We start from the raw sequence: 25,747 nt of genomic DNA on the forward strand, positions 1-25,747 counted from the left end.
TATTGCCATATAAATTGCTGCAAAAACCTATTAATTGAAAATTCTTATCTGTTTCGGTACGCGCCCAGAAGCCATAAAAATGGCGATGCTCTGTAAGGAATTTGACAAAAGACAAATAACTTACAAACTTTGTGTGACCGCACAGCACCGGGAAATGTTAGATCAAGTGCTTGGCTTTTTTCAGCTAAAACCAGATTATGATCTTGACCTCATGCAACCTGATCAGAGCCTAAATGTATTGGGTTCTAAAATCCTGAAGGAAATCGATGCGATCTTAGAGCGGGAGCATTGGGATCTGGTTCTGGTTCACGGTGATACTTTAACGTCTACTATGGTGGCCCTGGCTGCTTTTTATAGGCAGGTAAAAGTGGGCCATGTGGAAGCCGGCTTGCGCACCTATACTAAAAAAGCTCCATTTCCAGAAGAAATCAACCGCCAACTTACCGGTAGGATTGCAGATTTTCATTTTGCGCCCACAAAAGCTGCTCAGGAAAATCTATTAAATGAAGGCGTTGCAAAAAATAACGTCCTTGTTACTGGAAACACTGTTGTGGACGCCTTAAACTGGACGCTGGAAAACTTAAAAAACACACCCAATTTCCCAGGGCTACCCGCGCTGCAAAAACAATTGAATCCTTCAAAAAAACTGATTTTAATCACGGGCCACCGCCGTGAAAATTTTGGCGAAGGCCTAAGGGATATTTGCAGTGCTGTGCTGCAAATTGCTAAAAAACCTAATGTTGAAATTGTATTTGCCCTGCACATGAACCCCAACGCAAAGGACAAGATTGTCGAAATGTTGGAAAACCAGGTCAATATTCAGCTAATTAACGCGGTAACATATCCTGTATTTGTCTGGCTTATGAACCGGGCAAGCGTCATCATTTCAGATTCTGGGGGTATTCAGGAAGAAGCACCTTCTTTACAAGTTCCCGTAGTGGTAACGAGAAATACGACAGAACGGCAAGAAGGCGTAGATAAAGGGTACACATATCTTGTGGGTACGGATATTGAAAAAATAGTGGGTACCGTCAACCAGCTTTTAGAAACTTCTAAAGAAGGCCGTGATTTTAAGAATCCGTACGGCGATGGTACGGCTTCAGAAAAAATTGCCGCATTTATAGCAAATCTTAGTCTTTGAGTTCGACGAAAAAAATACTCGTTCTGGCTGAAACTATCAATGAAGAAAGCAGTAGTGCGGGCAAGGCAAACAATGCCTTTATTAAAGCCTTGAAAAAAAGTGGATTTAGCGTCAAAACATATCATTTTTCGCATCTTTTGGTCACTATTTCCGAAGTAGAAACCATTCTAATTTCAGAAAAAAAAATAGATCTTTATTATTTTTTAAGCCGCATGCAACGTGTTTTACAGCGTTTTACAGGTAAAAATTGGTCAAAACCGCTTGAAAATAGGTTCGGATTTTCATTTACTTTTAAAAATGATGTAAACAGTATGGTTTCCGCGCTGCGGAAGGAAAATCCAGAAGATTACGGTATGGTGATCACTTTAAGCAAGGGAGCCAGTTATAGGGCGCATGCAGCGATTTTAAAGTTGCACGATTGGCATAAGAAGTGGCTTGCTTATCTGCACGATCCCTATCCATTTCACTGGTACCCATCACCTTATGATTGGGTTGAGGCTGGACACAAACAAAAGGAACTTTTTTTTATTGAGATTGCCCAGAAAGCAAGGTGGCTTGGGTATCCTTCTCTTTTGCTTGCTGATTGGATGGGTCAATTTCATGATAATTTTAAGGAAAAAGCGGTGATTTTACCACATCAGGTTTCTGAACGGAAAAATGATACGGAGAAACTTCCAAGATATTTTAAGCCTGAGAATTTCACAGTTCTTCATGCCGGAAATCTTTTAAAACAGCGAGATCCCTTTCCGTTGATTGAAGCCTGGCAACTATTTTTAAGGCAGCACCCGGAAGCTGAGGGCAACGCCCAACTCCTATTCCTTGGTCCGGCTACATTTCATGAGCCGGGATTGACAGAAGTTTGCGGAAACATCCCATCCATATACAAAAGTGATGGTTACGTAGATTATGCAACCGTAAGCGCTTTGGAAAAGAATTCTTCCGCAAATATAATTATGGAAGCGGTGAGCAATATAAGTCCGTTTTTGCCCGCAAAATTTCCAGGATTAGTCAAAGCCAACCGGAAAATCTTTCATTTAGGACCAAAAAACAGCGAATCCAGGCAATTATTAGGTGTAAATTATCCATTTATTGCCGAAGCAGATGATGTTGAGGAAATTGCAGAAATACTAGGTAAGTTATTTATTTTTTGGAATGAAGATCCTCAGAATTTAAAGTTGGGCAGAGAGGATTTGGAAGGTTATTTTTCCTTCGAAAGTCTTGGGAAAAAGGTTAAAGATCTACTTATAGATACAAAAAGTTAATGGAAATCTCAATCTGTATCGTTTCCAAAAATCGAAAGTCAGCGTTGCAAAAAACTTTAAAAAAAATTGTATCTGTAATTGATAACGCAAAGCATGAAGTGTTTGTTTTTCTGGATGGCTGCACTGATGGATCCAATGAATTACAGAAACAATTCCTGGACTTTCAATGGTTTGAATCTTCAGAAAGCATTGGAGCTTCCCCTGCCAGGCGCATAATCTTTGCTGCAGCAAGGGGTAAAGTTATCTTAGGTTTTGATGATGATGCACACCCGTTACAGCATGATTTTATAAATAAAACGGAACAAATATTTTGGCAAAATCCCACAGTTGGTATTTTAACTTTTGAAGAGATTAAAGGTATTTTCCCCACTGATTTCGCTGCTTTGAAGCTGCATGTTCCTGATCAAAATTATCTTTGTAATTCATTTGTGGGTTGTGGTTTTGCCATAAGGCGTCACGTATATGAACAAACTGCCGGTTTTCCTGAATGGATGGACATTTATGGTGAAGAAGGTTGTGTTTCTATAGAAACTATAGATAATGGATACGATATTTTGTACACTTCTGAGATTTCGGTCAATCATCGCGTAGATCGCCAGGAGAGAAAAATGGGCGGGAGTAATATATTTAGGTTTGAACGCCAACTTTGCCATATGGCACTTTATTTTTTGGTTTTTTATCCAACGGAGTTGCTTCCGCGTAAATTAGGAAAACTCTTCTGGCACAATTTCAGAAAGTATGCATTTAAAAACATAAATTTTTTTGTTGCGTATTTTAAAGGATTGGCGCGTCTTCTTTTTAAATTCAAAAAAGCGTACACTTTCAGAAAACCAGTTTCTAAAGAGACTGTAAAAAAAATAAATAGATTGCCACATCCTAAGTATGGATGAATTTATAATCTCAAAAAATTAGAGTTCATAAAGGGCTAAAGAAGGAAAAACAAAATCGAAAGTTTCTGAGACGTTTCAATTTTACTATTTAAGACTTTATGAAAAAACCTTTCCTCATTGCAGAAATTGCCCAGGCCCACAACGGAAGTTTCAAAAAAGCCCTTGATTATATTAATGCTCTTGCTAAAACAGGAGTTGATGCCATTAAATTCCAGACACATATCGCTGATGCGGAAAGCAGTGTTCATGAACCTTTTCGCGTTCGGTTTTCAGATGATAAAACACGATTTGCATACTGGAAGCGTATGGAATTTTCGCTGGAGCAATGGCAGGAACTCAAGCAGGCTTGCGACGAGCAGGACGTAGAATTTATGAGTTCGCCTTTTAGCAATGCTGCGGTAGATCTGCTTGAAAAAATTGGGGTAAAACGCTATAAAATTGGCTCTGGGGAGGTCAATAATTTCCTTTTATTAAAGAAAATCTCCCAGACCGGGAAACCCATCATTCTTTCTTCGGGCATGAGTTCCTATGAAGAATTAGATAAAACAGTAAATTTTCTGCATCAGCAAAATGTTGATTTTTCTATACTGCAGTGTACCACGAGTTATCCCACAAAACCCGAACACTATGGGTTAAACATTATTCAGGAATTAAAAGCGCGCTATGGGGTCAAAGTTGGTTTTTCTGATCATTCTGCAAAAATAGAGACCTGCATAGCCGCCACGGCCCTTGGCGCCGAAATACTGGAGTTTCATGCGGTTCTTGACCGGAAAAATGACGGGGGTCCAGATGCGTTGTCTTCTCTGGAAATGGAAGAAATCACCACACTTGTAGAACAGGTTAAAACGATTTATACTGCGCAACAAAACAAAGTAGATAAACGCGATAATTCGCATTTTACCGAATTAAAAGGTATTTTTGAGAAGTCCCTTTCCATAAATAAGGATTTGCCTGCGCGTCATCTACTTCAATTTGAAGATCTTGAAGCCAAGAAACCAAAAAATTATGGAATTGATGCCGCACAGTTTGAACGTGTAATTGGCAAAAAATTGTCAAACAGCATGAAAAAGTGGGATTTTTTGAATGAAAACGACCTGATGCATGAGTAAACGAAAGATCTGTGTAGTAATTACCGCGCGCCCATCCTATAGTCGTATCAAAACGGCGTTGACGGCCATAAAAGAACATCCCCATCTAGAATTGCAGCTTGTTATTGCGGGCTCGGCCCTGCTGGATCGTTACGGTAATGCGGCAGACTTTATCATACGTGATGGCTTTGAGATCAATGAAAAGGTTTTTATGGTACTGGAGGGTGAAAATCCCACCGCTATGGCAAAAACCACCGGACTTGGAGTCATGGAACTTGCCAATGTGTTCTACAACCTTCAGCCCGATGCTGTTATTACCATAGCAGATCGTTTTGAAACCATTGCCACATCTATAGCAGCCTCCTATCAAAATATTCCTCTGGTACATATTCAGGGCGGCGAGGTTACGGGAAGTATTGATGAAAAAGTACGCCACGCAAACACCAAGTTGGCAGATTTGCATTTAGTTGCTTCTGAAGAGGCAAGGGAACGCGTCATACGATTGGGTGAAGATCCAGAATATGTCATAAATACGGGGTGTCCTTCCATAGATTTAGCGGAACAAATTAAAAACGAAAACTTATCTTTTGATCCGGTTGAAAAATATGGTGGCGTGGGAGCTAAAATTTCACCGAAAGGCAACTATATTGTTGTGATGCAACATCCTGTGACCAATGAATATGCAAAAGCAAAAGAGGATGTGGAAAAAACGCTCGAAGTGGTTGATGAAAGTGGTTTGCCCACATTTTGGTTCTGGCCAAATGTAGATTCTGGTGCAGATGGGACTTCTAAAGGTATACGTACTTTTCGGGAATTGCAAAACCCTAATAATATTCGTTTTTTCAAAAATATGGAACCTCTGGATTTTCTTCGTTTGCTTAATAATTCTGCCGCTCTTATTGGTAATTCGAGTGTAGGTATCCGTGAATGTGGTTATCTTGGCGTTCCCGTGGTAAATATAGGTAGCAGACAGCACAACAGGCAACGAGGACATAATGTAATAGATGTTCCCTATGAGAAAGAAGCGATTGCCGCGGCACTTCATAAAGCAGTGCAGGGCGGAAGAAAAAAGCGGGCAAATCATTTTGGCGATGGCCATGCCGGTGTCAAAATAGCTGAGATCCTGGCAACTATTCCATTGCGCTATCATAAAACAATCACGTATTGATGAAAATTCTGGGCATCATACCGGCACGTGGAGGGAGCAAGGGCGTTCCCGGTAAAAATATATTGAGCATAGATGGCAAACCTCTATTATCCTACGCCATTGAATGTGGTAAGGAAAGTAAAAAAATAACTAAACTTCTTGTCAGCACAGATTCCAGGGAAATCGCGAAAATAGCTGAAAATTACAAAGCAGAAGTCATGCTGCGTCCTGAAACATTGGCTACAGACACTTCTGATGTTGCAGACACGGTAGGTTTTATATTAGAGGAATTTAAAAAAAATGAAGAACAGTTTGACATAGTGGTACTGTTGCAGCCCACCGCACCGTTGCGTACAGGTCGTGATGTAGATCAAGCACTAGAACTTTTAGAGCAAAATAATACGGATGCTGTAATCAGCATGGTCAAGGTAGGGGATAATCACCCGGCAAGAATGTACGATATTTCAGAGAATAAAATACATGCACTGCATCCAGAACTGGAGAAAACACGCCGTCAGGAATTGCCTACGTATTATATGAGAAATGGCTGTATTTATGGCATTAAAACCGATGCTTTTTTTACTGAAAGAAACCTAATGCCCAGTAAAAAGTCTGCGTATATTATGAATGAAAAATGGTGGGTCAATGTAGACACACCTACAGATATTTATATTTTAGAACATTTAATGCCCTTATGGAAGAAAGAAAACGCTATAAAATAGTAATAGCCGAACCAGAGGACTTTTCCCAAGCTGCTGAAAAAAAGCTTATGGAAAAAGGGCAAATTATAAAAGGTCCTTTTACAACCGAAGAACTCAAATCGGTTTCTCGTGATTGTGATGCAATGGTCTTAAGATTGGGACATTATATTGACCGTGATTTTTTTAAGGATACAGATCTAAAATTTATATTGACGCCTACCACAGGACTTGACCACATAGATTGTGCTGCTGCGGAAAGAAATAATACAGACATTATTTCCCTCCAAGGCCATGCTGGTTTTCTAGAGAATATACCATCAACTGCAGAACATACCTGGGCGCTACTATTGGCATTGCTACGTAAAATCCCTGCTGCCGCATCTCATGTGCTAGAAGGCAATTGGGATAGGGATAGGTTTAAATCACGTAACTTAAATGCTTTGACATTGGGTATTCTAGGTTTTGGTAGAGTGGGTAGGCAGATCTCAAAGTATGCAGAAGCTTTTAATATGGACTATTATTTTTACGATCTTGCAAAAACTAAAAAAAATCATCCCAGGGCTGTTTCAACAGTTGATGATTTGTTAAAGAAAAGTGACATACTCAGTATTCACATTCCTTTAAATAAGGAAAACGAAAATTTTTTGGATCAGAGAAAGCTTAACAAATTAAAAACTGGAGCGTTGATCATCAATACTTCCAGAGGGGAACTAATTGACGAAAATGCATTGGTAAATAGTTTGCTGGAAGGAAAAGTGGCTGGCTTAGCAACAGATGTGCTTGCCGGTGAACTTTATCCCGAAAAAAGAAGGAATAGTCCGCTTCTGTCGTATGCTAGACAACACAATGCTGTGATCATCACTCCGCATATTGCAGGTGCAACATTAGATTCTATGCAAATCACTGAAGAATTTGTGGTAGATGAATTCTTACAACGACTTAGCAAACAATGAAACATTTAGGTATCGTAATAGTAGACGGCGTAGGGTACCGCAATTTTGTGCTGAGTGATTTCTGTGCCCATGCTGTAGAAACTTTTGATAGGGTTACGATATATTCCGGGCTTCCGGAGGACGTTTACTCGGACTTGAATTTTGCCAATTTAAAGGTCAAAGAATTACCTGTTTTTAAGGAAAACGGTAAAACCTGGTTTTTTAGAAAGCTTAAAGAAGTCGCGCATTTACAGCATCATAAAAACGATTTTTATGGCATAAATGCCAATTTAACTAAAAATAAAGCAGTTTCAAATAGTCGAAGAGCCTGGCTTACCCGACTCGTTTTTAGCATTACACGCATATTTAATTCCGAAAGAAGTATTAAAAAGTTTTATGGCTGGCAACAGCAAAGTTTTGCTGAAAACTTCATAACAGAGGAGTATTTTGAGCTTTTGAGAAAAGATCAGCCTAATGTTTTATTCTTTACCCACCAGCGTCCACCATATCTTGCACTGCTTGATCATGCAGCGAAAAAACTAGGCATTAAAACCTGTTCTTTTATTTTCAGTTGGGACAATTTGCCATCTAAAGGCAGAATGGCAGCACCTTTTGATTCTTTTTTGGTATGGAGCTCGCTCATGAAAAAGGAACTCCACTATTTTTATCCCAAAACAAAGGACCAAACAGTAACGGTTGTAGGGACTCCACAGTTTGAACCCTATGTTTTGAACCGATATGCCTCTTCGCGAGAATATTTTTTTGAACGTTTCAATTTAAACAATCAGTATAAAAGTATTTGCTACAGCTGCGGGGATATTTCCACAAGCCAAAATGACGGTTTGTATATCAAGGTTATCGCAGAAGCACTTCGGGATAAGCAGATTCCTAAAGTCAACTTTATCGTACGTACATCACCTGCCGAAGATGGCAGTCGGTTTTCTTCCTTAAAAGCAGAATTTCCATTCATAAAATGGAATTTCCCCCAATGGAAACTTACCCGTGAAAATCATCCTGAACCCTGGTCGCAGCGCGTTCCGTTAGAAGAAGATCTTGTGGATCTGCGTTCGCTTTTAGAGCATTGCGATCTAAATATAAACATGTGCTCAACTATGGGGATGGATTTTATGCTTTTTCAAAAACCGGTGATCAATCCCGTGTTTGGCAATGAAGAAAATGGCCTTTACAACGATCAGAAATATTTACGCTACAGTCATTATGAACGCGTAGTGGCCAGTGGTGCGGTGGCAATTGTAAAAAACGATCAAGAACTCATCAGCGCGATTAATGAAAGTCTCAAAAATCCAAAAGCACGCTTAAAACAGCAAGAGCAATTGCTGGATCTACAAATAGGAAAAACGTTGGAAGGAACAAGCGAACGCATATTAGAAGCACTTTTAAACCTATAATGGCTGAAAGAAGAAAACATATCGCCGTACTTTGCGATTACCGCTTGTTTCCCGAACGGGTAGGGGGGATGGATCATTTTTTCTGGCGCTTTGATGCGGAATGTACAGCAAAGGGAATTGAAGTGGATTGGTTTTTTCCAAACGCCGCCACCCATGGAGCGTATGATACATTAAATATATACCCTGCGGAGAAAAGTACCATTGAGAAGACTTTTTTAGGCCATTTTAAACATAAAAAACCTAACTATTCCCATATAATCACCCATTTTTTAGAAATATGTACGGGGTTCTTTAAAAAAGCAAAACAGCTTACAAAAGCACAGATAATTTCCATAGACCATAATCCACGGCCATTAAAGGGTCATTCCTTTAAAAAACGGATTAAAAAACGGCTAAAAGGAGCTATTTATTCGCGATATATTGATGTTTTTGTAGGAGTTTCAAAATATACGGTTCAGGAATTAAAAAAAGATTTTGGAAATCATATTGAGTCAAAATGTACCGTAATTTATAACGGTGTCGTGATTGAGGATATTAAAGAAAGAGAACAGTCTAATCAACCGCCCCGTTTTGTCGTGGTTTCCCATTTACGGAAATCTAAAGGGATTCAGGATCTAATTAAAGCGGTAACCTTGCTGCCTGATTCCATTAGAAAAATTCTTAAAATTGACTTATATGGTGAAGGTTCGTACAGGAAAGAATTAGAACAGCGCGCCGAAAAGGAAGACGTGTCCATAAACTTTAATTTCAAAGGCAGTTCTTCCCGTATCTCAAGTGTTTTTTACAATTATGATTATTTACTGCACCCCACTCATATGGAATGTTTTAGTCTTACGCTTTTAGAAAGTTTGGCGGCGAATGTTCCCGTAATTACAACACCGGTAGGGGGTAATTTAGAAATTGTTGAAGACAAAATCAATGGATTTATTGTCCCTGTAGAGAACCCGGAGTTGCTTGCTGACATGCTTGTAAAAGTCTATACTGGCGAGTTAATAATAGAACACAATACACGGTCTAAAATCGCAGCCGAATTTAGGATCAATACCATGGTCAATGCGCATTTAAAATTAATTTCCTGATGCACATCGCCTTTCTCACGCCAGAATATCCCCACGAAAGAACCGGTCGCTATGGCGGGATAGGAACGAGTATAAAAAATGCTGCCGAAGGCCTCGTTGTTTTAGGTGAAAAAGTAAGTGTTTTCGTTGTTAGTCAACAGGAAAATGCCGTTTTGCAGGATAATGGAATAACCATTCATCTTATAAAGCAACGCAAATACAAATGGTTTAGTTGGTTTTTTTATAAAAAATATGTACAAAACTATATCAATAATCAAGTCAAATTAGAAAATATCGACGTGGTGGAAGCGCCAGATTGGAGCGGCATCAGTGCTTTTATGAACTTTGACTGTCCGTTAGTGGTACGTTTTAATGGAAGTGATGCTTATTTTTGTGAACTGGAAGGGAGAAGCCAAAAAAGAAAGAATTTCTGGTTGGAAAAAATAGCATTACGCGGTGCTGATCGGTTCATTTCAGTGAGTGAGTTTACTTCAGATCGTACGCGAGAAATTTTTAAGCTGAAAAAGAAAATCGAAATTATCCCGAACAGTATTGCGAGTGATAAATTCCTGCCCAGGCCAGAAATGGGACTAGAAAACAGATTGCTTTACTTTGGGACGATTATCAGGAAAAAAGGGGTTTTGGATCTTGCTGAAATATTCAACAAAATCATTGAAAAGTCACCTCAAAGCAGTCTTTTTTTCGCGGGAAGCGATGTTAAAGATCTAAAAACTGGAAAATCTACCCAAAAATTGGTGGAACAATTACTGTCACCGCAAGCGAGGGAACACGTTCATTTTTTAGGGATATTGGACTACGAGAATGTCCAGAACGAAATCGCAAAAGCAACGGTGATCGTACTTCCCAGCCACGCCGAAGCCCTGCCCATGACCTGGCTTGAAGCAATGGCGATGGAAAAGGCATTGGTCACCTCAAATATCGGTTGGGCACAAGAAGTTATGATTAATGGGAAAACAGGCTTTACCGTAGACCCTAAAAGTCATCAGGAATATGCCGAGAAAACACTGCAATTGCTGGATGATAAAAACTTGAGGAACGCTGTGGGGCACGAAGCGAGAGTGCATGTAGTGAATCATTTTTCAGCAGCAAAAATTGCTGAACGGAATCAGCAATTCTACAAACAGTTGTGCAAATGATTGTACTGGTACATCATAAGGGCAAGAAGATGGTGAAAGCGTACAGGAATGGGGCTCAAATCGCCTACATAAATCATGTTCCCGCGCTTGCCCTTTATGAGTTGGCCGAGAATTACCCTGACGAACTTTTGATATGGTGTGAGGAACGTTTTGAAAATGGAATAGATGAACTTAAATGGCAAAAAATCCTTAGAAATCGGGCTAAAATGGCCAGTTATTCCTGTTCTGGGCGTGTTTTTCTGCCGGAAGCCATTGGTTTTATAGATACCTCGGTTTTTACTAAAATAAGGAGAGAAGTACCCTATCCCACGTGGATCATGAGTAGCGATCGCGGCGGTATTCATGCAGAAACACTATTAGCCTTTAAGGAAAGTAAAATTCCCGTAGATTCTTTTGATTATTTTCTCAGTACGGTCGCCAAACAGGGAATGCCCCACGGTTTGCTTACATATAGTGATCCCAATATTGCTAGCGATTCGCCAAATCTGGAAGTTAAATACAGCACAGATGACGCGGTATTGTACGATTTTGTAAGGAACAATTATAAAAAGCGCTGGCTGCTGTTGCTTTTTGTTCAGCAGCTTATATATCAAAAAAAAGCACTTTTTTTTAGCTTTCTTAGCGCTATTTTCAAAGGTAAAACCACTGATTTCAAGCCTTTATTTTCTTTCAATAACAATAACAATAACAATAACAATTTCAATGTAGATAACTCCTATGAAATTGATGTTTTGATTCCTACAATAGGCAGGAAAAAATACCTTTACGATGTACTTGGAGATCTACGGAAACAGACGTTCCAACCGAAAAAAGTAATTATTGTAGAGCAAAATCCAGACCCTTATTCTTCTTCAGAACTTCATTATCTGACTTCCGAAGAATGGCCTTTTGAAATAGATCATGTCTTTATTCATCAAGCTGGAGCCTGTAATGCACGGAATATCGCACTGAGAAAAGTAACTGCTGATTGGGTTTTTTTTGCCGATGACGACATCCGTATTCCTGGGGATTTTATTGCTAAATCCTGTTCCTTCATTGAAGCTGGCGAATCAAAGGCATTTACCGTAAGTTGTCTTAGAGAAGAAGAACGGGAAATTATTGAGAATGTGGTGCAATGGAGCAGCTTTGGTTCGGGATGTAGTTTTGTGAAAAGTTCCTGTATAGAAAATATTCGTTTTGATCTGGCCTTTGAAGGCGGTTTTGGTGAAGATGCAGATTTTGGGATGCAATTGCGCAACAACGGAGTGGATATCCTGTACAATCCATTTTTGAAGTTAAGGCATTTAAAAGCGCCGGTGGGTGGCTTCCGGTATCAAAAGAAACAACCCTGGGATGATGAAAAAGTTCAACCGAAACCGGCTCCCACCGTTATGGTTTATCAGTTAAAACATGCAACGCCTCTGCAACGTTTGGGTTTTAAGACGGTATTGTTCCTGAAGTTCTACGGTAGGCAGTCAAATAGAAATCCATTTACTTACTTTCGTAGCATGCAAAAACGTTGGGAAATAAGTAAGAAATGGGCAAAAATTCTAATAGAACAAAACCCATGAACATATCCCTGATCATTTGCACCTACCAGCGTTCAGAAGCTATTTTAAAACTATTAAGGTCAGTAGTAAAACAAACCCATTATCCTGAACAGGTTCTTGTTGTTGATGCATCAGAAGATGAACGCACTCGGCAAGTTTGTACGGAAAATGAGTTCGAAAGCCTCGAATATTGCAAAGTTTCCGAAGAACACCGCGGACTCACAAAACAACGAAATTTTGGGGTTTTAAAAACGGCCAGTACCATTGAAATAATTGCCTTTCTGGACGATGACATCGTCCTAAAACCAGATTATTTTGAAAAAATAAAGGAAGCGTATCGCCAGTTTCCAGAAGCATGGGGTGTGGGCGGGTACATTAGTAACGACGTGGTGTGGAACAGAGGCAAGGCACCAGATCAGCGCCTTTTTGAATATGATGGATATTATCGCAAAGATGGCAGTAGGTTTCTTTTGAGGAAAAAACTAGGGCTGGAACCTGATAGGCCACCGGCACACTTACCTGATTTCAGTCACGGCCGTTCGGTGGGTTTTCTTCCGCCCAGCGGTAAAATCTATGACGTAGAACAGTTTATGGGCGGCGTGGCGAGCTATAAAAAATCTGTTTTTGACCACATTCGGTTTTCAACCTATTTTGAAGGCTATGGACTTTATGAAGATGCTGATTTTACCCTGCGGCTTTCTAAATTAGGCAAGCTGTATGTGCATACGGCCGCCCAGGTTGAACATCACCATGATGCTTCCGGAAGGCCTGCCGCTTACAAATATGGTAAAATGGTGGTACGCAACGGCTGGTATATTTGGCGGGTTAAATACCCTAAACCAGGTTTGAAAGCAAGATTGAAGTGGAATGCAACGTCCTTGTTACTGACTTTGATAAGATACAGCAATATCGTAAACACTTCACAAAAAAAAGAAGCCTTTCTGGAAGCATGGGGGCGCACCGTGGGATGGTTTTCATTGTTAATAAATAAGCCTGTAAAATAATGACTTGGACCCTTGATTTTTTTAAAAAAAACAGAGTTTTTAGCGCCGGAGTAATTCTTTTGATCCTTTCCATTACAATTCTCAATAATTCCTATTTTCATCATGATGGCTATGTATCACCTGATTCGGCGGAATATTTAGCCATAGCTAAAGAGTTGAAAGAAAACCAGTCTGCCTTTTATAAAGTGAATCCAGCTATAGGAGATGAGGATATCTTTTTTTCTACTTGGCCACTGGGTTATCCTACAGTTATTGCATTATGTTCAGCACTCACAAGTACTTCTGTATTTGTAGCGTCTAAAATACTTAACCTGTTTGTATTGATGCTATTTTTATGGTTGTTGAACTATAGATTTAAAGGTGATGCCATATCTTTTTATCCTTTACTTTTTACAGGTGGTTTCATATATCTTCTAAGCGCAACCTTGTCAGAATTATTTTTTTGCTCAATACTTTTGGGAATTTTTATTTTGCTGGAAAAGCAGTTGTATGGAGAATACAAAAATAAATTCTTATATGTTTTGTGTCTTTCAACTTTGGTTCTAATTCTACCTTTGATTAGGTATGTTGGAATATTCCTATTTTTCTTTCTTTCTCTTTATTGTTTGATTTTAATAAGTAAAAAAAGATACAAAGACTTCTGGCTTCATTCGTGTTCTTTAATTATAGCTGGCGCTTTTTATACAGTTTACTTGTATTGTAATATTTATTACACTTCTGAGATCACAGGTATTTCCAGACCTTTTGCTTTAAATTTTTATTTTTTTGAATTTATTAAAGCGCTCTTTGGTCAAATTATTTTTATTTATCCTGGTTTTTCTTTGTGGGCGATAATATTACAGATTACCATAATTTTTATTTGGTATCTAACTGAGGGAAAGTATTTACCAAAAATAAGTTTTGGAAAGTTAAGTATGTCAACTAAAGAATCAGGCTTTTTATACATTTCAGCTGGAATTTTGTATTTTCTGTTCATATTTTTTTTGGGATCGTTGTCTGGATTCAAAAATTATAATTTTAGATTTTTATTTCCAGGGACCTCATTATTTTTTGTTGGAATTGTAATTAATCTAGGATATCAATTTATGTATAGAATGTATAAGTTGTTATTAGTTCTTTCTTTCACGTCTATATCTTACAACTCATATCTTCTTCTTAAAACATATCAAAGAACCAGAATGGTGTATAACGAGAAAGTAGATCATATACTTGGAGAAGCTGAGAAAATTCCTTCAAAAAGTGTTATCATTTTCCCTCCAAAACATTTAAAATATTTGACTCAGAATTTTATTTTTTTTGATGGTTATGCACAAAAGGATGAAAATTTATTTATTGAAGAAATTAAAAATTATTATCCTGATTATAAAATCTTCACTTTTAAGGGTGATAACCTGTCCAAAAGATTGAAATGAGATTCCTGATTATAAGCCATACCCATCATGAAATTACCGCAAACGGCTTAAGCGCGTATGCACCTTATATCAAAGAGATGAACCTGTGGTTGAATCATGTTGAATCTGTTGAAGTAATGGCACCAAAGACGAACAAAAAACTGTCGCTTTCCCTAAAATATGATCGGAAAGACATCGTTTTTACACCTGTTCCGTCAATCGCCCTAACTTCGGTTTTTGAGGTGTTGAAAACAATACTTGTGTTTCCGCAATTATTCTTCAAAATAGTAAACGCCATGCGGCGAGCAGATCACATACACTTACGCTGCCCGGGGAATATGGGGTTAATAGGCTGTATTGCACAGATATTTTTTCCGAAGAAAAGGAAAACTGCCAAATATGCGGGTAACTGGGATCCAAATGCAAAACAACCCTGGAGCTATCGCCTTCAAAAATATATTTTAAGCAGTGAAAAACTGACAAAAAATATGAGCGCGATCATTTATGGGGAATGGCCGCAACGTTCAAAGAACTGTAAAACATTTTTTACCGCAAGTTATTCTGAACATCAACGTACCGAAATAAAACAACGTAAATACGATCTGCCGCTGCGTTTCATGTTCGTAGGCGCTCTGGTCGCAGGAAAACGTCCATTATATGCCTTAAAACTTGTTCACGAACTTTTAAAAAATGAAATTCCTGCTGAATTAAGTTTTTACGGTAGTGGGCCACAAAGTGTTAAACTACAGCATTATGTTCGAAAAAACCAATTGGAAAAGTTCATTTATCTTTATGGCAATCAGGATTTCAGAACTCTCAAACAGGCTTACAAAAAAAGTCATTTTCTGATTCTTTCTTCCAAATCAGAAGGCTGGCCAAAAGTGGTGGCAGAAGCTATGTGGTGGGGTGTTTTACCTGTAGTTACCAGGATTTCCTGTCTGCCCTGGATGCTGGCAGAAGGTGCACGCGGCATATTGATACAGAACAATTTGAAAAACGATGTCAAAAGGCTAAAAAAAGAACTGGATAACAAAAATGCGTTACGAACAAAATCGCACAAAGCCCAACTCTGGTCCCGAAAATATACCCTGGAGCTTTTTGAGGCAGAAATTAAAAAACTGATCTAATGCGCGTTCTTCAACTTATAGATAGTTTACAAACAGGCGGTGCAGAGCGCATGGCAGTAAACTATGCAAATGCGCTCGTACATTATATAGAAAAGTCATTTTTATGCACAACCCGGGAGGAGGGACCTTTGCTAAAAGTACTACATACAGAAGTGGGCTATCGTTTTTTAAACCGAAGAAAAACCCTGGATTTTAAGGCACTTTTTAAACTGAAAAGATACGTGAAGGAACAGCAGATAGATATTATTCATGCACATGGCACCAGCTTTTTTATAGCAGCACTTTTGAAATTAATTTACGCAGATTGCATTGTAGTTTGGCATAATCATTCTTTTGAAGATAAGAATTTAAACTTTTTACAAAGGATTGCGCTGCGCAGTAGTATTTCTAGTTTTCATACATTATTGTCAGTAAACGAAAATTTAAACAGGTGGGCTCAAAATACGTTAAAACATAAGCGCGCGTATTATATTAAGAATTTTGTAATCCCACCATCGGAAGATATAAGTGATCACAATCCCTTTCCCGGGATAAAAGGAAAACGGATTGTCTGTGTGGCAAATCTTAGACCGGTAAAAAATCACGGGATGCTGCTGGATGCATTTAATATGCTTTTGCCAAAATTTCCTGAAGCTACCCTGCATCTTTTCGGTTCTCAGAATAACGATATTTACGCTCAAAGTATCCTTGCGATAGCAGAACACGATGTGGAAAACGTTTATTATCATGGGGTCAACGATCAGATGGATGCCATATTACCATTTTTTGATATCGGGGTGCTCAGTTCAGATTCCGAAGGTTTGCCACTTGCGCTTTTAGAATATGGGCAGGCAGGACTTCCTGTAGTAGTTACTAACGTAGGCCAGTGCAAAAAAGTCTTGAACGGCCTTGATGGCTGTATTGAAGTGGGTGACACGGAAGCTTTTGTAGAAAAAATATCTGAATATCTTGAGAATTTTGAAGCGGCTAAAAAAACGGGAAGTGCTTTTCAACGGCAAATTCTTGCTTATTACGGTAGGGATGTTATATTGCCAGAGGTGATATCTATATATGAGGAAGCGCTTAATAAAATATAACAATTTATATATTCGACTCCTGTTGCTTCATGTCTGTATAGGTCTGGGGCTTTATCTCTTTAGGCCCTTAGGGACGATTTATTTTTTGGTTTCGGTTGTTTATTTTTTGTATTTCATTTTAAAAAATGGGAACGATCATAATCAAACGCTTATTGCAGCTGCGTATATGACAGGTGGTGAGGTAATCTTTAGAATGACAAGTACAGTTATTCCCTGGGAGACTGGAAAATATTCGGTTATCTGCTTTTTGCTCATAGGTTTGTTCCTTAGCGGTACCACACGTAAATCTGCTCCTTACTGGCTTTATCTCATATTGTTGCTGCCCGGTGTTATTTATGCCGCTACAACCCTTGATCTGGGCACAAATGTGCGTAAAGCGATCATATTCAATTTAAGCGGACCGGTTTGTCTGGGTATTGCAGCCCTGTACTGCTATGATAGGAGAATTACAAAATTACAGTTGCAATATGTTTTATGGGCTATCGCCATGCCCGTTGTTGCCATGGGTTCCTACCTGTATTTTTATACTCCGAATACACAGGATGTACTTAACGGGACCTCTTCTAACTTTGCCCTTTCCGGCGGATTCGGTCCTAATCAGGTAGCTACAATTCTTGGTCTGGGCATGTTTGCGGTTTTTGTCCAGGTTTTTGTAAATGCTAAGAATAAATGGGTTTTTGGGATCAATCTGTTTGTGCTCATGCTTCTTACATATAGAGCAATACTGACCTTTTCAAGAGGGGGGGTGCTCACAGCGCTGATTGTTTGTGTTGCATTTCTGTTTAGTTATTTTCAGGGGATTTCAAAACCTAGAAAATCCACTATTATGGGATATATTACTATGGTAACAGGTGCAATTTTGCTGGTTTGGTTTGTCACTTCAGTAAGAACTATGGGACTTATAGACCTGCGCTACGCAAATAAAGATGCCGCGGGAAGGATCAAAGAGAATATTAGCACAGGGCGTTCAGAATTGATAAGTTCAGAATTGAGTTTTTTCAAGGAAAATCCCATTATGGGCATTGGTGTAGGTAAAACAAGGGAATATCGAGAAGATGTATATGGGATTCTGGCAGCTTCTCATAATGAATTGAGCAGGTTGCTCTCTGAACATGGTATTTTTGGTTTTGCAGCACTTTTGTTACTCATCTTTGTACCTCTTGCTTATCGGTTGACAAACCGTAAAAACTATTTATTCTATTCTTTTTTTGGGTTTTGGTTCCTGACCATAAACCACTCATCTATGCGCATTGCGGCCCCAGCTTTTTTATATGCACTGGCACTTATTAATATTGTACATGAAAAAAAAGTTACTCTACATAGGGAACAAATTAGCAGCTAAAGGTTATTCTCCCAGTAGCATAGATACTCTGGGAGCCTTATTTGAACAGGAGGGTTGCATACTATTTTATGCTTCAGCCAGACGAAATAAAATATTTAGACTGGCAGATATGATTTACAAGGTTTTAAAACATCGTAAAACGGTAGATTATGTTCTTATAGACACGTATAGCACCCATAATTTTTGGTATGCTGTGTTAGTTGCCCAGATGTGCAAAATGCTACATTTGAAATATTTACCCTTACTACGTGGTGGAAATCTACCTCAAAGGCTTAAAAAATGGCCTAAAACAAGTGAGAATCTGTTTAAAAACGCGTTTTTTAACATAGCACCATCATCCTATTTGCAGAACATTTTTAAGGAGAGCGGTTTCATTAAGGTTCAATTGATACCCAATACCATTACGTTAGAGAATTATACTTTCAAGGAACGTCAATCTTTGCGTCCTAAAATTCTGTGGGTGAGGGCATTTGCCGAAATTTATAATCCGTTGCTGGCACTTCAGGTTTTAAAAGAGTTATTAAAGTCGTACCCAGAGGCAAGTTTATGTATGGTGGGGGCAGATAAAGACGGAAGTTTAGAACATTGTCGAAAATTTGCTGAAAAACACCAACTTCCTGTTAATTTTACTGGTAAATTAACAAAAGCGGAGTGGATTTCCCGTTCCGTTAATTTTGATATCTTTATAAACACCACGCATTACGACAATACCCCAGTTAGCGTTATTGAAGCCATGGCACTTGGGCTCCCAGTCATAAGTACACGCGTGGGCGGAATCCCGGATTTGTTGACGGATAAAGAAGATGCACTACTTATTGATGATAATGACTGTGAAGGCTTTGTCAAATCCATAATTAGTCTTATACAGTCCCCCGGACGAACACTTTTAATGACTAAAAATGCCCGAAAGAAAGCAGAAGGTTTTGACTGGGAAAATGTAAAACTCTTATGGCAAAATACCCTTAGATAAAAATATCTATATTTACGATTAAAATCTACTTCCCTTGCCCCTTTCAAAAAGTATTCATTTTGATATACCTGAACGCAAGGTTTTCTTGCGTATTTTTGACCTTCTGTCTGTTTTTTTAGTTTTAATACTTTTAGGGCATATATTTAATTACGCCTATTTTTCACTTAACGGTTCTCAGTGGTCCTGGCTTTTGACGCTTGGATTGTACCTCATGCTTTTTGGCACTATCTTCGAACTTTATGACCTGCAACGCGCTGCCAGCTTTCAAACGACCCTAAAGAATATACTTCTTACCGTTTCGGTTACATTACTGTTTTATATGCTGACGCCATTTTTCACACCTGTTTTGCCTGCTAATCGTATTCAGATAGTGGTGTTCTTTTCTGCAATGGTAGTCGCCTTGGTACTGTGGCGGTATATGTACATAACATTATTTTCCGCTCCAAGATTTAATAAACGCGTGCTGGTAGTGGGAAACGCGTTTGATATAAAATTGATAGTTAAGAATTTACATGTCGCAGATCCCAATTATAAAGTGATCGGTTATATAAATACCGATAATTCACTCCTTTCTGACGAAAAAGAAAAATTGAAAATTGTGGACGTGACAGAGCTTGATAAGGCAGTTCGGCGGTATTCGGTTTCTGAAATAGTGGTGTCCAGTGCAGGTAAAGGGGTGAATTTTGAACTGTATGGCCAACTCATACGCTTGTTGGAAAAAGGATTCAGTATTAGGGAATATACGCAGGTATATGAAGAAATAACGCAGAAGGTTCCGGTAGAACATATGGAACAGGATTTTTATAAATATTTTCCCTTTAGCCGTAGTAATAAAAATAGCCTCTATCTTTTTTTTAACCGAATTTTCAATATGGTTTTCGCCATTTTAGGTTCAGTCCTTACGCTATTGCTTATTCCATTTATACTTATGGCCAATTTTATAGCCAACGCAGGGCCGTTGTTCTATCAACAAGAACGTGTGGGCTTAAACGGAAAAAATTTCAGTATAATAAAATTTAGGACGATGATCAGGAACGCAGAGGCTCATGGCGCCCAGTGGTCACAGAAAGGGGATCGTAGGATAACCCGTTTCGGTAAGATTATGCGGAATACCAGACTTGACGAATTGCCCCAATGCCTGAATATTTTAAGGGGGGAAATGAGTTTAATAGGTCCCCGGCCAGAACGTCCCGAATTTGTTGAGAAACTTTCTTTAAAAATACCTTTCTATGAGACCAGGCACGTGATAAAACCTGGTCTAACCGGCTGGGCACAAGTGCGCGGCAGGTACGCTAAGTCTGAACAGGATTCGCTTGAAAAATTGCAATATGACCTCTATTATATCAAGCACAGAAACTTGTTTTTAGATCTCAGCATCCTTTTAAAAACATGCAGCACCATGATTTATTTTAGGGGTCAATAATGCTCTGTAAGACCGCTTTTGTCAAATAGACGTATGACGCGCTGTTTATCAGTTTCATTTTCTATGGAGTCTTCAATATCCCTTTTAAGTGCAGCAAGTTCAGCTTCTATAACGGCTTTTTTATCCTGGGAAATATCAGGTTCCTGATTGATAAACTGTAACGCTTCAATTAACACGTAGCAAACCGCACTATCCTGTTTAGAGTATTGCCGTATAGGTTGTATCAACAGGCGCATCGCTTCATCTGCATCAATTATTTTTTCGATAACCGTGAGTTTTCTGTCGTAAAATTTTTCTACGGAAATCTGCGGTAACTGTAAAAGTAAACGCAGCAATTGCGTGAGTTTTAAGATGGCATCTATGGCCGTCCCGGGATCGTTTATTCCGGGAGACATCGCCTTAACTGCGATTTCCATAAGTTTGATCATTCCGCCTATTCCCTTTTCTCCCTCTAACCGGTCAGGGGATAAGGTGACGCAAAAATCAAGATTTTCTTTTTGCTCTTCATCCACCTGTTTTTTGATTTTTAAAAGAGGTGCCCCTTTCCAAATATGTTGGTTCAAGTAAGGGATTATAAATATATCATGGTGCTCTTCTTTTAGTGAATCAAGGAGCAGCGCAGGATCAAAACCCCTGAAATAGCCAGATTTATTACTTTTAATAACTGTCCATCCCGTAGTATCTATAGTTTTTAAACCATCTTTAGTCTTCTTCTGTATTTCAAGTTTTTTCATGAGATAATTACTACTTGCGTCTGAAATACTGTCCACAATATTTTGAATCTGTATGGCTCTGGAAATATTATGTATGAAATATACAAACAGGCCTATACAAATTACACCCAGTAGCGCAGCAAACATGGTACTGAGCCCCAGGGAGCTAGAGTCTACACCAGAAGCCCCCAGCGAGATCAGGATAATTATACAATAGGAAAGCGTACCTATATAAACGCCAAGGATGATCTGGTGTTTTTTATTAGAGATCAGATCTGGTAGTAATCTTGGGGAAAAATTAGAAGAAGCCTGACTCAACACAGACATTACCATGGTAAAACTGAACACGGTAAGTGATAGAATACCGCCAATCAATGTTGAGAGTATAGAACGAGCGGTCTCATAATCCTGAATGAAAAAGTAGGGGAGGTTCTTTTTCAATTCCTGTATAGGTTCAAAATTTTCTACTTCCAGACCACCAAAGGCAATAAACAAAAATACCAGGGTTATAAGGACAGGGTAAAATGCAATACTATGCAGTACGTTTTTATAGGTATTCTTTAAAAATTTAAGTACTATCTTCATTAAAAGTCGACTTTCTATTTTAAACGTATTTGTATATAAACTCTCAGATGACGCTGTTTATCATTTAGTATTTCCTGAAAAAAGCGCATATTATGAGCAAAAACGCCTTAATTTCGGTTGAAAATAGTGGTTTTTTGTCGGTTTTCAGATAATTACTAACGCAATGTTAGTGCTTTCTTCTTCTTGAAAAAAGAAAGCAGGAGTATTACGAAGGCAGGGATTAGGGCAATTTTTGGTATAAAATTGCCATATTTAGTATAGAAGGTTAAAGTGGCATTTTTATTTAATGTTCCTTTTAAAGTTCCACGTTTTCCATAACCCAGTTGATCTGTGATCTTTCCGGTTTGATCTATAAAGGCGGAAATACCGGTGTTTGCACTCCGCGCGACACTGCGCCTGTTTTCAATGGCGCGCAGCCTCGCATAATTAAGGTGCTGCTTGTGGCCCTGTGTTTCGCCCCACCAGGCGTCGTTTGTAATGATGGCCAGAAATTGGGCGCCGTTGCGTACATAACCGGTGACAAATTCACCGTAAACGGATTCATAGCAAATAACCGGCGCAACATGAGAATGGTCTGATCCCTCAAAAACGGTACGGTCCAGCTGCTTTGTTTTCATGGACACAGTCCCGCCAAGGTCTATCATTATATTTCCCAGCAACGGTTTCAAAGTACTTTGATAAGGAAAGTTTTCCACACCTACCACAAGCTTGCTCTTATGATAAATCTGGCTGCTATCGCTTTTGTTCAGCAATACTGCCGAATTGTAAAAATCACCCCATACGGTATCGCCCACGCGATCCCTACCCAGAAAATTACTGGTGGGCAAGAGGTCTTTTCTGTCCTTATGGAAATTATAGAACTGTATCCCGGTAAGAAAGTTAAGATTAGGGTATTTTTTTAGAAAAAGCTGCGCCTTTTCTTTTTCGCGGGAATAATCAAAAGTGTTGAGTGTTGTGCCAAAACCCTCTGCAAGTACGGTCTCAGGGGCTATAAGATAATTGGTGTTATCGTCTACCGCTTTGGCGGCATCCTCATATAAAAGAGTTGCTATGCGCTCATTTGTAATATTGTATTTCTCTTTGTAAGGATCAATATTAGGCTGAAGGAGCACGATTTCTTCGGGATCTTCCTCTTCGGAATAATTGTTTAATATAAATTGAGAAACAATGATAGGAACCGCAATAAGACTTATAAAACAGGCAATTACATAATAAAATGGTCTTCTATTTTCCTGACTAAAAAAACGATTTATGGTAAAAAACAGCAAAATATTTGTCGCCCAGATCCATAAACTTCCTCCAAATGTGCCTGTGTATTCATACCATTGTATCCAGCTTGTTGAGGTCGCAAATCCATTACCAAGGTTTAGCCATGGCCAGGAAAATTCCCAGTGTAGGTGCATCCATTCAAAAAGCATCCACAGCGAGGAAAGAAAAACAAGGCTGGGAATAGCCGATAGCCGCTGGCGCACAAAAAAATAAATACGCCATACCAGTGTCATAAGTAGAGCATTGGCGAGTACGGCAAACCACATCCCAAAAGGTGTAGAAAAGTAGAGCCAGTTTGTCGTGATAATATTAAATATGAAAAAGCTTATATACGCAAGGCCCAGTACTTTCCACCCTTTTTTATCCTTTGTGGAATTCTTAATTTCTTCAGTAGCGAATAACAGGGGCACAAATGCGAAAAATAATAAAAAAGCAAAACCATACGTAGGCCACGCCATAGCGAGAAGAAAGCCAGATACTAAAGCCAAAAGCAGGTTTTTCATACTAAAAAAGGAGTATTTTTGTCGGTTTTTAAGCTAAAAAAAGTTGTTTTCCTGAAAATGAAGCAGTATATCGCATTCCTAATACACGAATTATAATGCTAAAGATACGCGGATGTGCAAAGCTTTGCAAATAGCTCTAATGGTATGTGAAAATAATGAGAAAATCTACCAGGAATATATAATCAGTATGGCTTCCGTTTTTAAAAATTCAATACATAGATAATATACTATACGGTATGGGCAAGGCCTTTAGTTAAAGGTTTGTATATGCCTGTTAAACCTATAACAAATAAGATTGTATCGCGGGTTTTTCTGATTAATTTTAAGAAAACACAATGTATGCGTGTATTGATTACAGGAGCGACAGGACTTTTAGGCCAACAACTGGTAAAAGAATGCCACACTAAAGGAATTGATGTCAATTATTTGACCACCAGTTCTGATAAACTGGAAGATAAAGAAAACTACAAAGGCTTTTTGTGGGATGCTAAAAACAAGGAGATAGATGCGACTTGTTTAAAAGGGGTGCATACGGTTATTCATCTTGCAGGCGCAAGCATCGCAGAACGTTGGACAGATGAGCACAAGCAAGCCATAATTGATAGTAGGATCAATACGGCCAATTTATTATTCGATTTGCTTAAGGAAAAGGAAAACATGGTAGATCATTTTATATCTGCCAGTGCTATTGGAGCCTATCCATCTTCATTGGAAACCCTGTATACAGAGGAATATCCAGAATACAACCCCAGTTTTTTAGGAGATGTGGTAAACGTATGGGAGCAAGCCGCAGATCAGTTTGAAGAAATTGGCCTAAAAGTGACTAAAATACGTATAGGAGTCGTTTTGGCCGAAAATGGCGGAGCTTTGCAACAATTAATAAAGCCCATCAAAATATATGTAGGCGCTCCTTTAGGATCAGGAAAACAATTTCAATCCTGGATACATATTAAAGATCTCGCTAACATATTTGTTCATTGTATGGAACAGAAACTTGCTGGTATTTACAATGCCACCGCACCACATCCGGTAACGAATGCAACACTGACAAAAACAGCCGCTGAGGTTTTGAATAAACCCTTATGGTTACCTAATGTTCCTGAGTTTGCGTTGAAAGCGGCTTTAGGGGATATGGCAGCAGTTGTACTTGAGAGTCAAAAGGTAAGTTCTGCCAAAATCCAGGGTGAAGGATATGTTTTTTCATATGAGCGTATTGAGAAAGCTTTAGATTGCTTACTATCTACCAAATAAAAAAAGCCCGTCGTACGACGGGCTTTTCAGTTTTAAGTAATAATGGATTACATCTGCTTTTTAGCAACGATATCTATTGTAAGGGTTATATCATCACTGATAAACTTATCTCCAAGATCATCAAATACAGATTTAGAACCGTAGTTTACATTCCATTTGGTACGGTCTATAGTAAAAGGCTCACTTTTAAGAGTCATTGTGCTACCATCTACAGAATAGGTTACCGGAAATGAAATGTTATTTTTGGCATCTTTAATAGTAAGATTACCTTCTAACATCTGTTTTCCATTGTCATCCATAACATCAGTAATTTCAAATGCTGCGGTAGGATACTTTTGAACGTTAAAGAAATCTCCTTCTTTACCTTCTACAGTTCCTTTAAGGTGCTGCTCAAGATTGGTTTTTTGTTCACCTTCCAGGTCAGTATCAGTTATTGTGGTCATATCTATAAGAAAACTTCCACTTAGGCTATCCCCTGCTACTTTTACTACTCCAGATTCCAGGTTAACCGTGCCAGTGTGCGTACCTGTGGGCTTGTTGCCTTCCCATGTAATAGTCGATGCTTGTGTATCAACCATGAACTTTGATGCCTGCATACTGGTTTCAGCGGCTACTTCTGCTTCGCCTGCTTCGGTCTTATTTTTACTGTCTTTACATGATACCATGCCGGTTAAGAGTACGGCAAGGCTAAGTACGGGTATTAATTTAATTTTCATAAACGATTTATTTAGGTATATATTAAGAGGCCAAATTACGATTTTGATTTTTCTCCCTTCTTA

The 25,747-nt window shown here is 38.8% G+C and carries 22 protein-coding genes; 19 read left to right on the forward strand and 3 right to left on the reverse strand.

The window, feature by feature from the left end; all coding sequences use genetic code 11:
- Positions 1-34 precede the first annotated feature (34 nt).
- The 18 genes from wecB (at position 35) to P162_RS12485 (ending at position 20,647) form a co-directional block, all read left to right on the forward strand.
- The gene (wecB, locus tag P162_RS12400; RefSeq protein WP_031427728.1) at positions 35-1,141 is read left to right on the forward strand and encodes a non-hydrolyzing UDP-N-acetylglucosamine 2-epimerase; all 1,107 of its coding nucleotides are present in this window, start codon (positions 35-37) and stop codon (positions 1,139-1,141) included.
- On the forward strand, positions 1,138-2,403 hold the full coding sequence (locus P162_RS12405; RefSeq protein WP_051907881.1) for a glycosyltransferase family 1 protein: 1,266 nt from the start codon (positions 1,138-1,140) through the stop codon (positions 2,401-2,403). The genes wecB and P162_RS12405 overlap by 4 nt, the downstream gene beginning before the upstream one ends.
- Positions 2,403-3,293: a glycosyltransferase family 2 protein gene (locus P162_RS12410; RefSeq protein ID WP_031427731.1), complete on the forward strand. Its 891-nt coding sequence runs from the start codon at positions 2,403-2,405 to the stop codon at positions 3,291-3,293. The genes P162_RS12405 and P162_RS12410 overlap by 1 nt, the downstream gene beginning before the upstream one ends.
- 98 nt (positions 3,294-3,391) lie before the next feature.
- Complete coding sequence (locus tag P162_RS12415) at positions 3,392-4,402, forward strand: N-acetylneuraminate synthase family protein (protein WP_031427733.1); 1,011 nt, start codon at positions 3,392-3,394, stop codon at positions 4,400-4,402.
- Complete coding sequence (gene neuC, locus P162_RS12420) at positions 4,395-5,549, forward strand: UDP-N-acetylglucosamine 2-epimerase (RefSeq protein ID WP_031427735.1); 1,155 nt, start codon at positions 4,395-4,397, stop codon at positions 5,547-5,549. The genes P162_RS12415 and neuC overlap by 8 nt, the downstream gene beginning before the upstream one ends.
- Complete coding sequence (locus P162_RS12425) at positions 5,549-6,250, forward strand: cytidylyltransferase domain-containing protein (RefSeq protein ID WP_031427737.1); 702 nt, start codon at positions 5,549-5,551, stop codon at positions 6,248-6,250. Before neuC ends, P162_RS12425 begins: the two co-directional genes overlap by 1 nt.
- Positions 6,223-7,182, forward strand: a complete 960-nt coding sequence (locus tag P162_RS12430; RefSeq protein WP_031427739.1) for an NAD(P)-dependent oxidoreductase — start codon at positions 6,223-6,225, stop codon at positions 7,180-7,182. The genes P162_RS12425 and P162_RS12430 overlap by 28 nt, the downstream gene beginning before the upstream one ends.
- On the forward strand, positions 7,179-8,570 hold the full coding sequence (locus tag P162_RS12435) for a hypothetical protein (protein ID WP_031427741.1): 1,392 nt from the start codon (positions 7,179-7,181) through the stop codon (positions 8,568-8,570). Before P162_RS12430 ends, P162_RS12435 begins: the two co-directional genes overlap by 4 nt.
- The gene (locus P162_RS12440) at positions 8,570-9,649 is read left to right on the forward strand and encodes a glycosyltransferase family 4 protein (RefSeq protein WP_031427743.1); all 1,080 of its coding nucleotides are present in this window, start codon (positions 8,570-8,572) and stop codon (positions 9,647-9,649) included. The genes P162_RS12435 and P162_RS12440 overlap by 1 nt, the downstream gene beginning before the upstream one ends.
- Complete coding sequence (locus P162_RS12445) at positions 9,649-10,785, forward strand: glycosyltransferase family 4 protein (RefSeq protein ID WP_031427745.1); 1,137 nt, start codon at positions 9,649-9,651, stop codon at positions 10,783-10,785. The genes P162_RS12440 and P162_RS12445 overlap by 1 nt, the downstream gene beginning before the upstream one ends.
- The gene (locus P162_RS12450) at positions 10,782-12,335 is read left to right on the forward strand and encodes a glycosyltransferase family 2 protein (protein ID WP_031427747.1); all 1,554 of its coding nucleotides are present in this window, start codon (positions 10,782-10,784) and stop codon (positions 12,333-12,335) included. The genes P162_RS12445 and P162_RS12450 overlap by 4 nt, the downstream gene beginning before the upstream one ends.
- Positions 12,332-13,318, forward strand: coding sequence for a glycosyltransferase family 2 protein (locus tag P162_RS12455; RefSeq protein ID WP_031427748.1), 987 nt, complete (start codon positions 12,332-12,334; stop codon positions 13,316-13,318). The genes P162_RS12450 and P162_RS12455 overlap by 4 nt, the downstream gene beginning before the upstream one ends.
- A complete protein-coding gene (locus P162_RS12460) occupies positions 13,318-14,730 on the forward strand; it encodes a hypothetical protein (RefSeq protein ID WP_031427749.1) in 1,413 nt (470 codons plus the stop codon). Before P162_RS12455 ends, P162_RS12460 begins: the two co-directional genes overlap by 1 nt.
- A complete protein-coding gene (locus tag P162_RS12465) occupies positions 14,727-15,836 on the forward strand; it encodes a glycosyltransferase (protein WP_031427750.1) in 1,110 nt (369 codons plus the stop codon). The genes P162_RS12460 and P162_RS12465 overlap by 4 nt, the downstream gene beginning before the upstream one ends.
- A complete protein-coding gene (locus P162_RS12470) occupies positions 15,836-16,912 on the forward strand; it encodes a glycosyltransferase family 4 protein (RefSeq protein ID WP_051907882.1) in 1,077 nt (358 codons plus the stop codon). The genes P162_RS12465 and P162_RS12470 overlap by 1 nt, the downstream gene beginning before the upstream one ends.
- Positions 16,887-18,254: an O-antigen ligase family protein gene (locus P162_RS12475; protein ID WP_031427754.1), complete on the forward strand. Its 1,368-nt coding sequence runs from the start codon at positions 16,887-16,889 to the stop codon at positions 18,252-18,254. The genes P162_RS12470 and P162_RS12475 overlap by 26 nt, the downstream gene beginning before the upstream one ends.
- Positions 18,211-19,224 (forward strand): glycosyltransferase family 4 protein, encoded by a 1,014-nt coding sequence (locus tag P162_RS12480; RefSeq protein WP_031427756.1) that lies wholly within the window; start codon positions 18,211-18,213, stop codon positions 19,222-19,224. The genes P162_RS12475 and P162_RS12480 overlap by 44 nt, the downstream gene beginning before the upstream one ends.
- A gap of 34 nt (positions 19,225-19,258) precedes the next feature.
- On the forward strand, positions 19,259-20,647 hold the full coding sequence (locus P162_RS12485; protein WP_031427758.1) for an exopolysaccharide biosynthesis polyprenyl glycosylphosphotransferase: 1,389 nt from the start codon (positions 19,259-19,261) through the stop codon (positions 20,645-20,647).
- Here P162_RS12485 and P162_RS12490 read toward each other — a convergent pair.
- Together P162_RS12490 and lnt are read right to left on the reverse strand one after the other, a co-directional pair.
- On the reverse strand, positions 20,641-21,945 hold the full coding sequence (locus P162_RS12490) for a DUF2254 domain-containing protein (protein WP_031427760.1): 1,305 nt from the start codon (positions 21,943-21,945) through the stop codon (positions 20,641-20,643). The genes P162_RS12485 and P162_RS12490 overlap by 7 nt on opposite strands.
- A gap of 155 nt (positions 21,946-22,100) precedes the next feature.
- Positions 22,101-23,717 carry an apolipoprotein N-acyltransferase gene (gene lnt, locus P162_RS12495; RefSeq protein WP_031427762.1) on the reverse strand — a complete coding sequence of 539 codons (1,617 nt, stop codon included), beginning with the start codon at positions 23,715-23,717 and terminating at the stop codon, positions 22,101-22,103.
- Between the two features lie 339 nt (positions 23,718-24,056).
- Here lnt and P162_RS12500 point away from each other — a divergent pair, with 339 nt between their 5' ends.
- Complete coding sequence (locus P162_RS12500) at positions 24,057-24,968, forward strand: TIGR01777 family oxidoreductase (protein ID WP_031427764.1); 912 nt, start codon at positions 24,057-24,059, stop codon at positions 24,966-24,968.
- Between the two features lie 47 nt (positions 24,969-25,015).
- Here the strand turns inward: P162_RS12500 and P162_RS12505 are convergent, their stop codons facing one another.
- Positions 25,016-25,684: a YceI family protein gene (locus P162_RS12505; protein WP_031427766.1), complete on the reverse strand. Its 669-nt coding sequence runs from the start codon at positions 25,682-25,684 to the stop codon at positions 25,016-25,018.
- Between the last annotated feature and the right edge of the window lie 63 nt (positions 25,685-25,747).

It is taken from the genome of Flavimarina sp. Hel_I_48, assembly GCF_000733945.1.
Taxonomy (GTDB): domain Bacteria; phylum Bacteroidota; class Bacteroidia; order Flavobacteriales; family Flavobacteriaceae; genus Leeuwenhoekiella.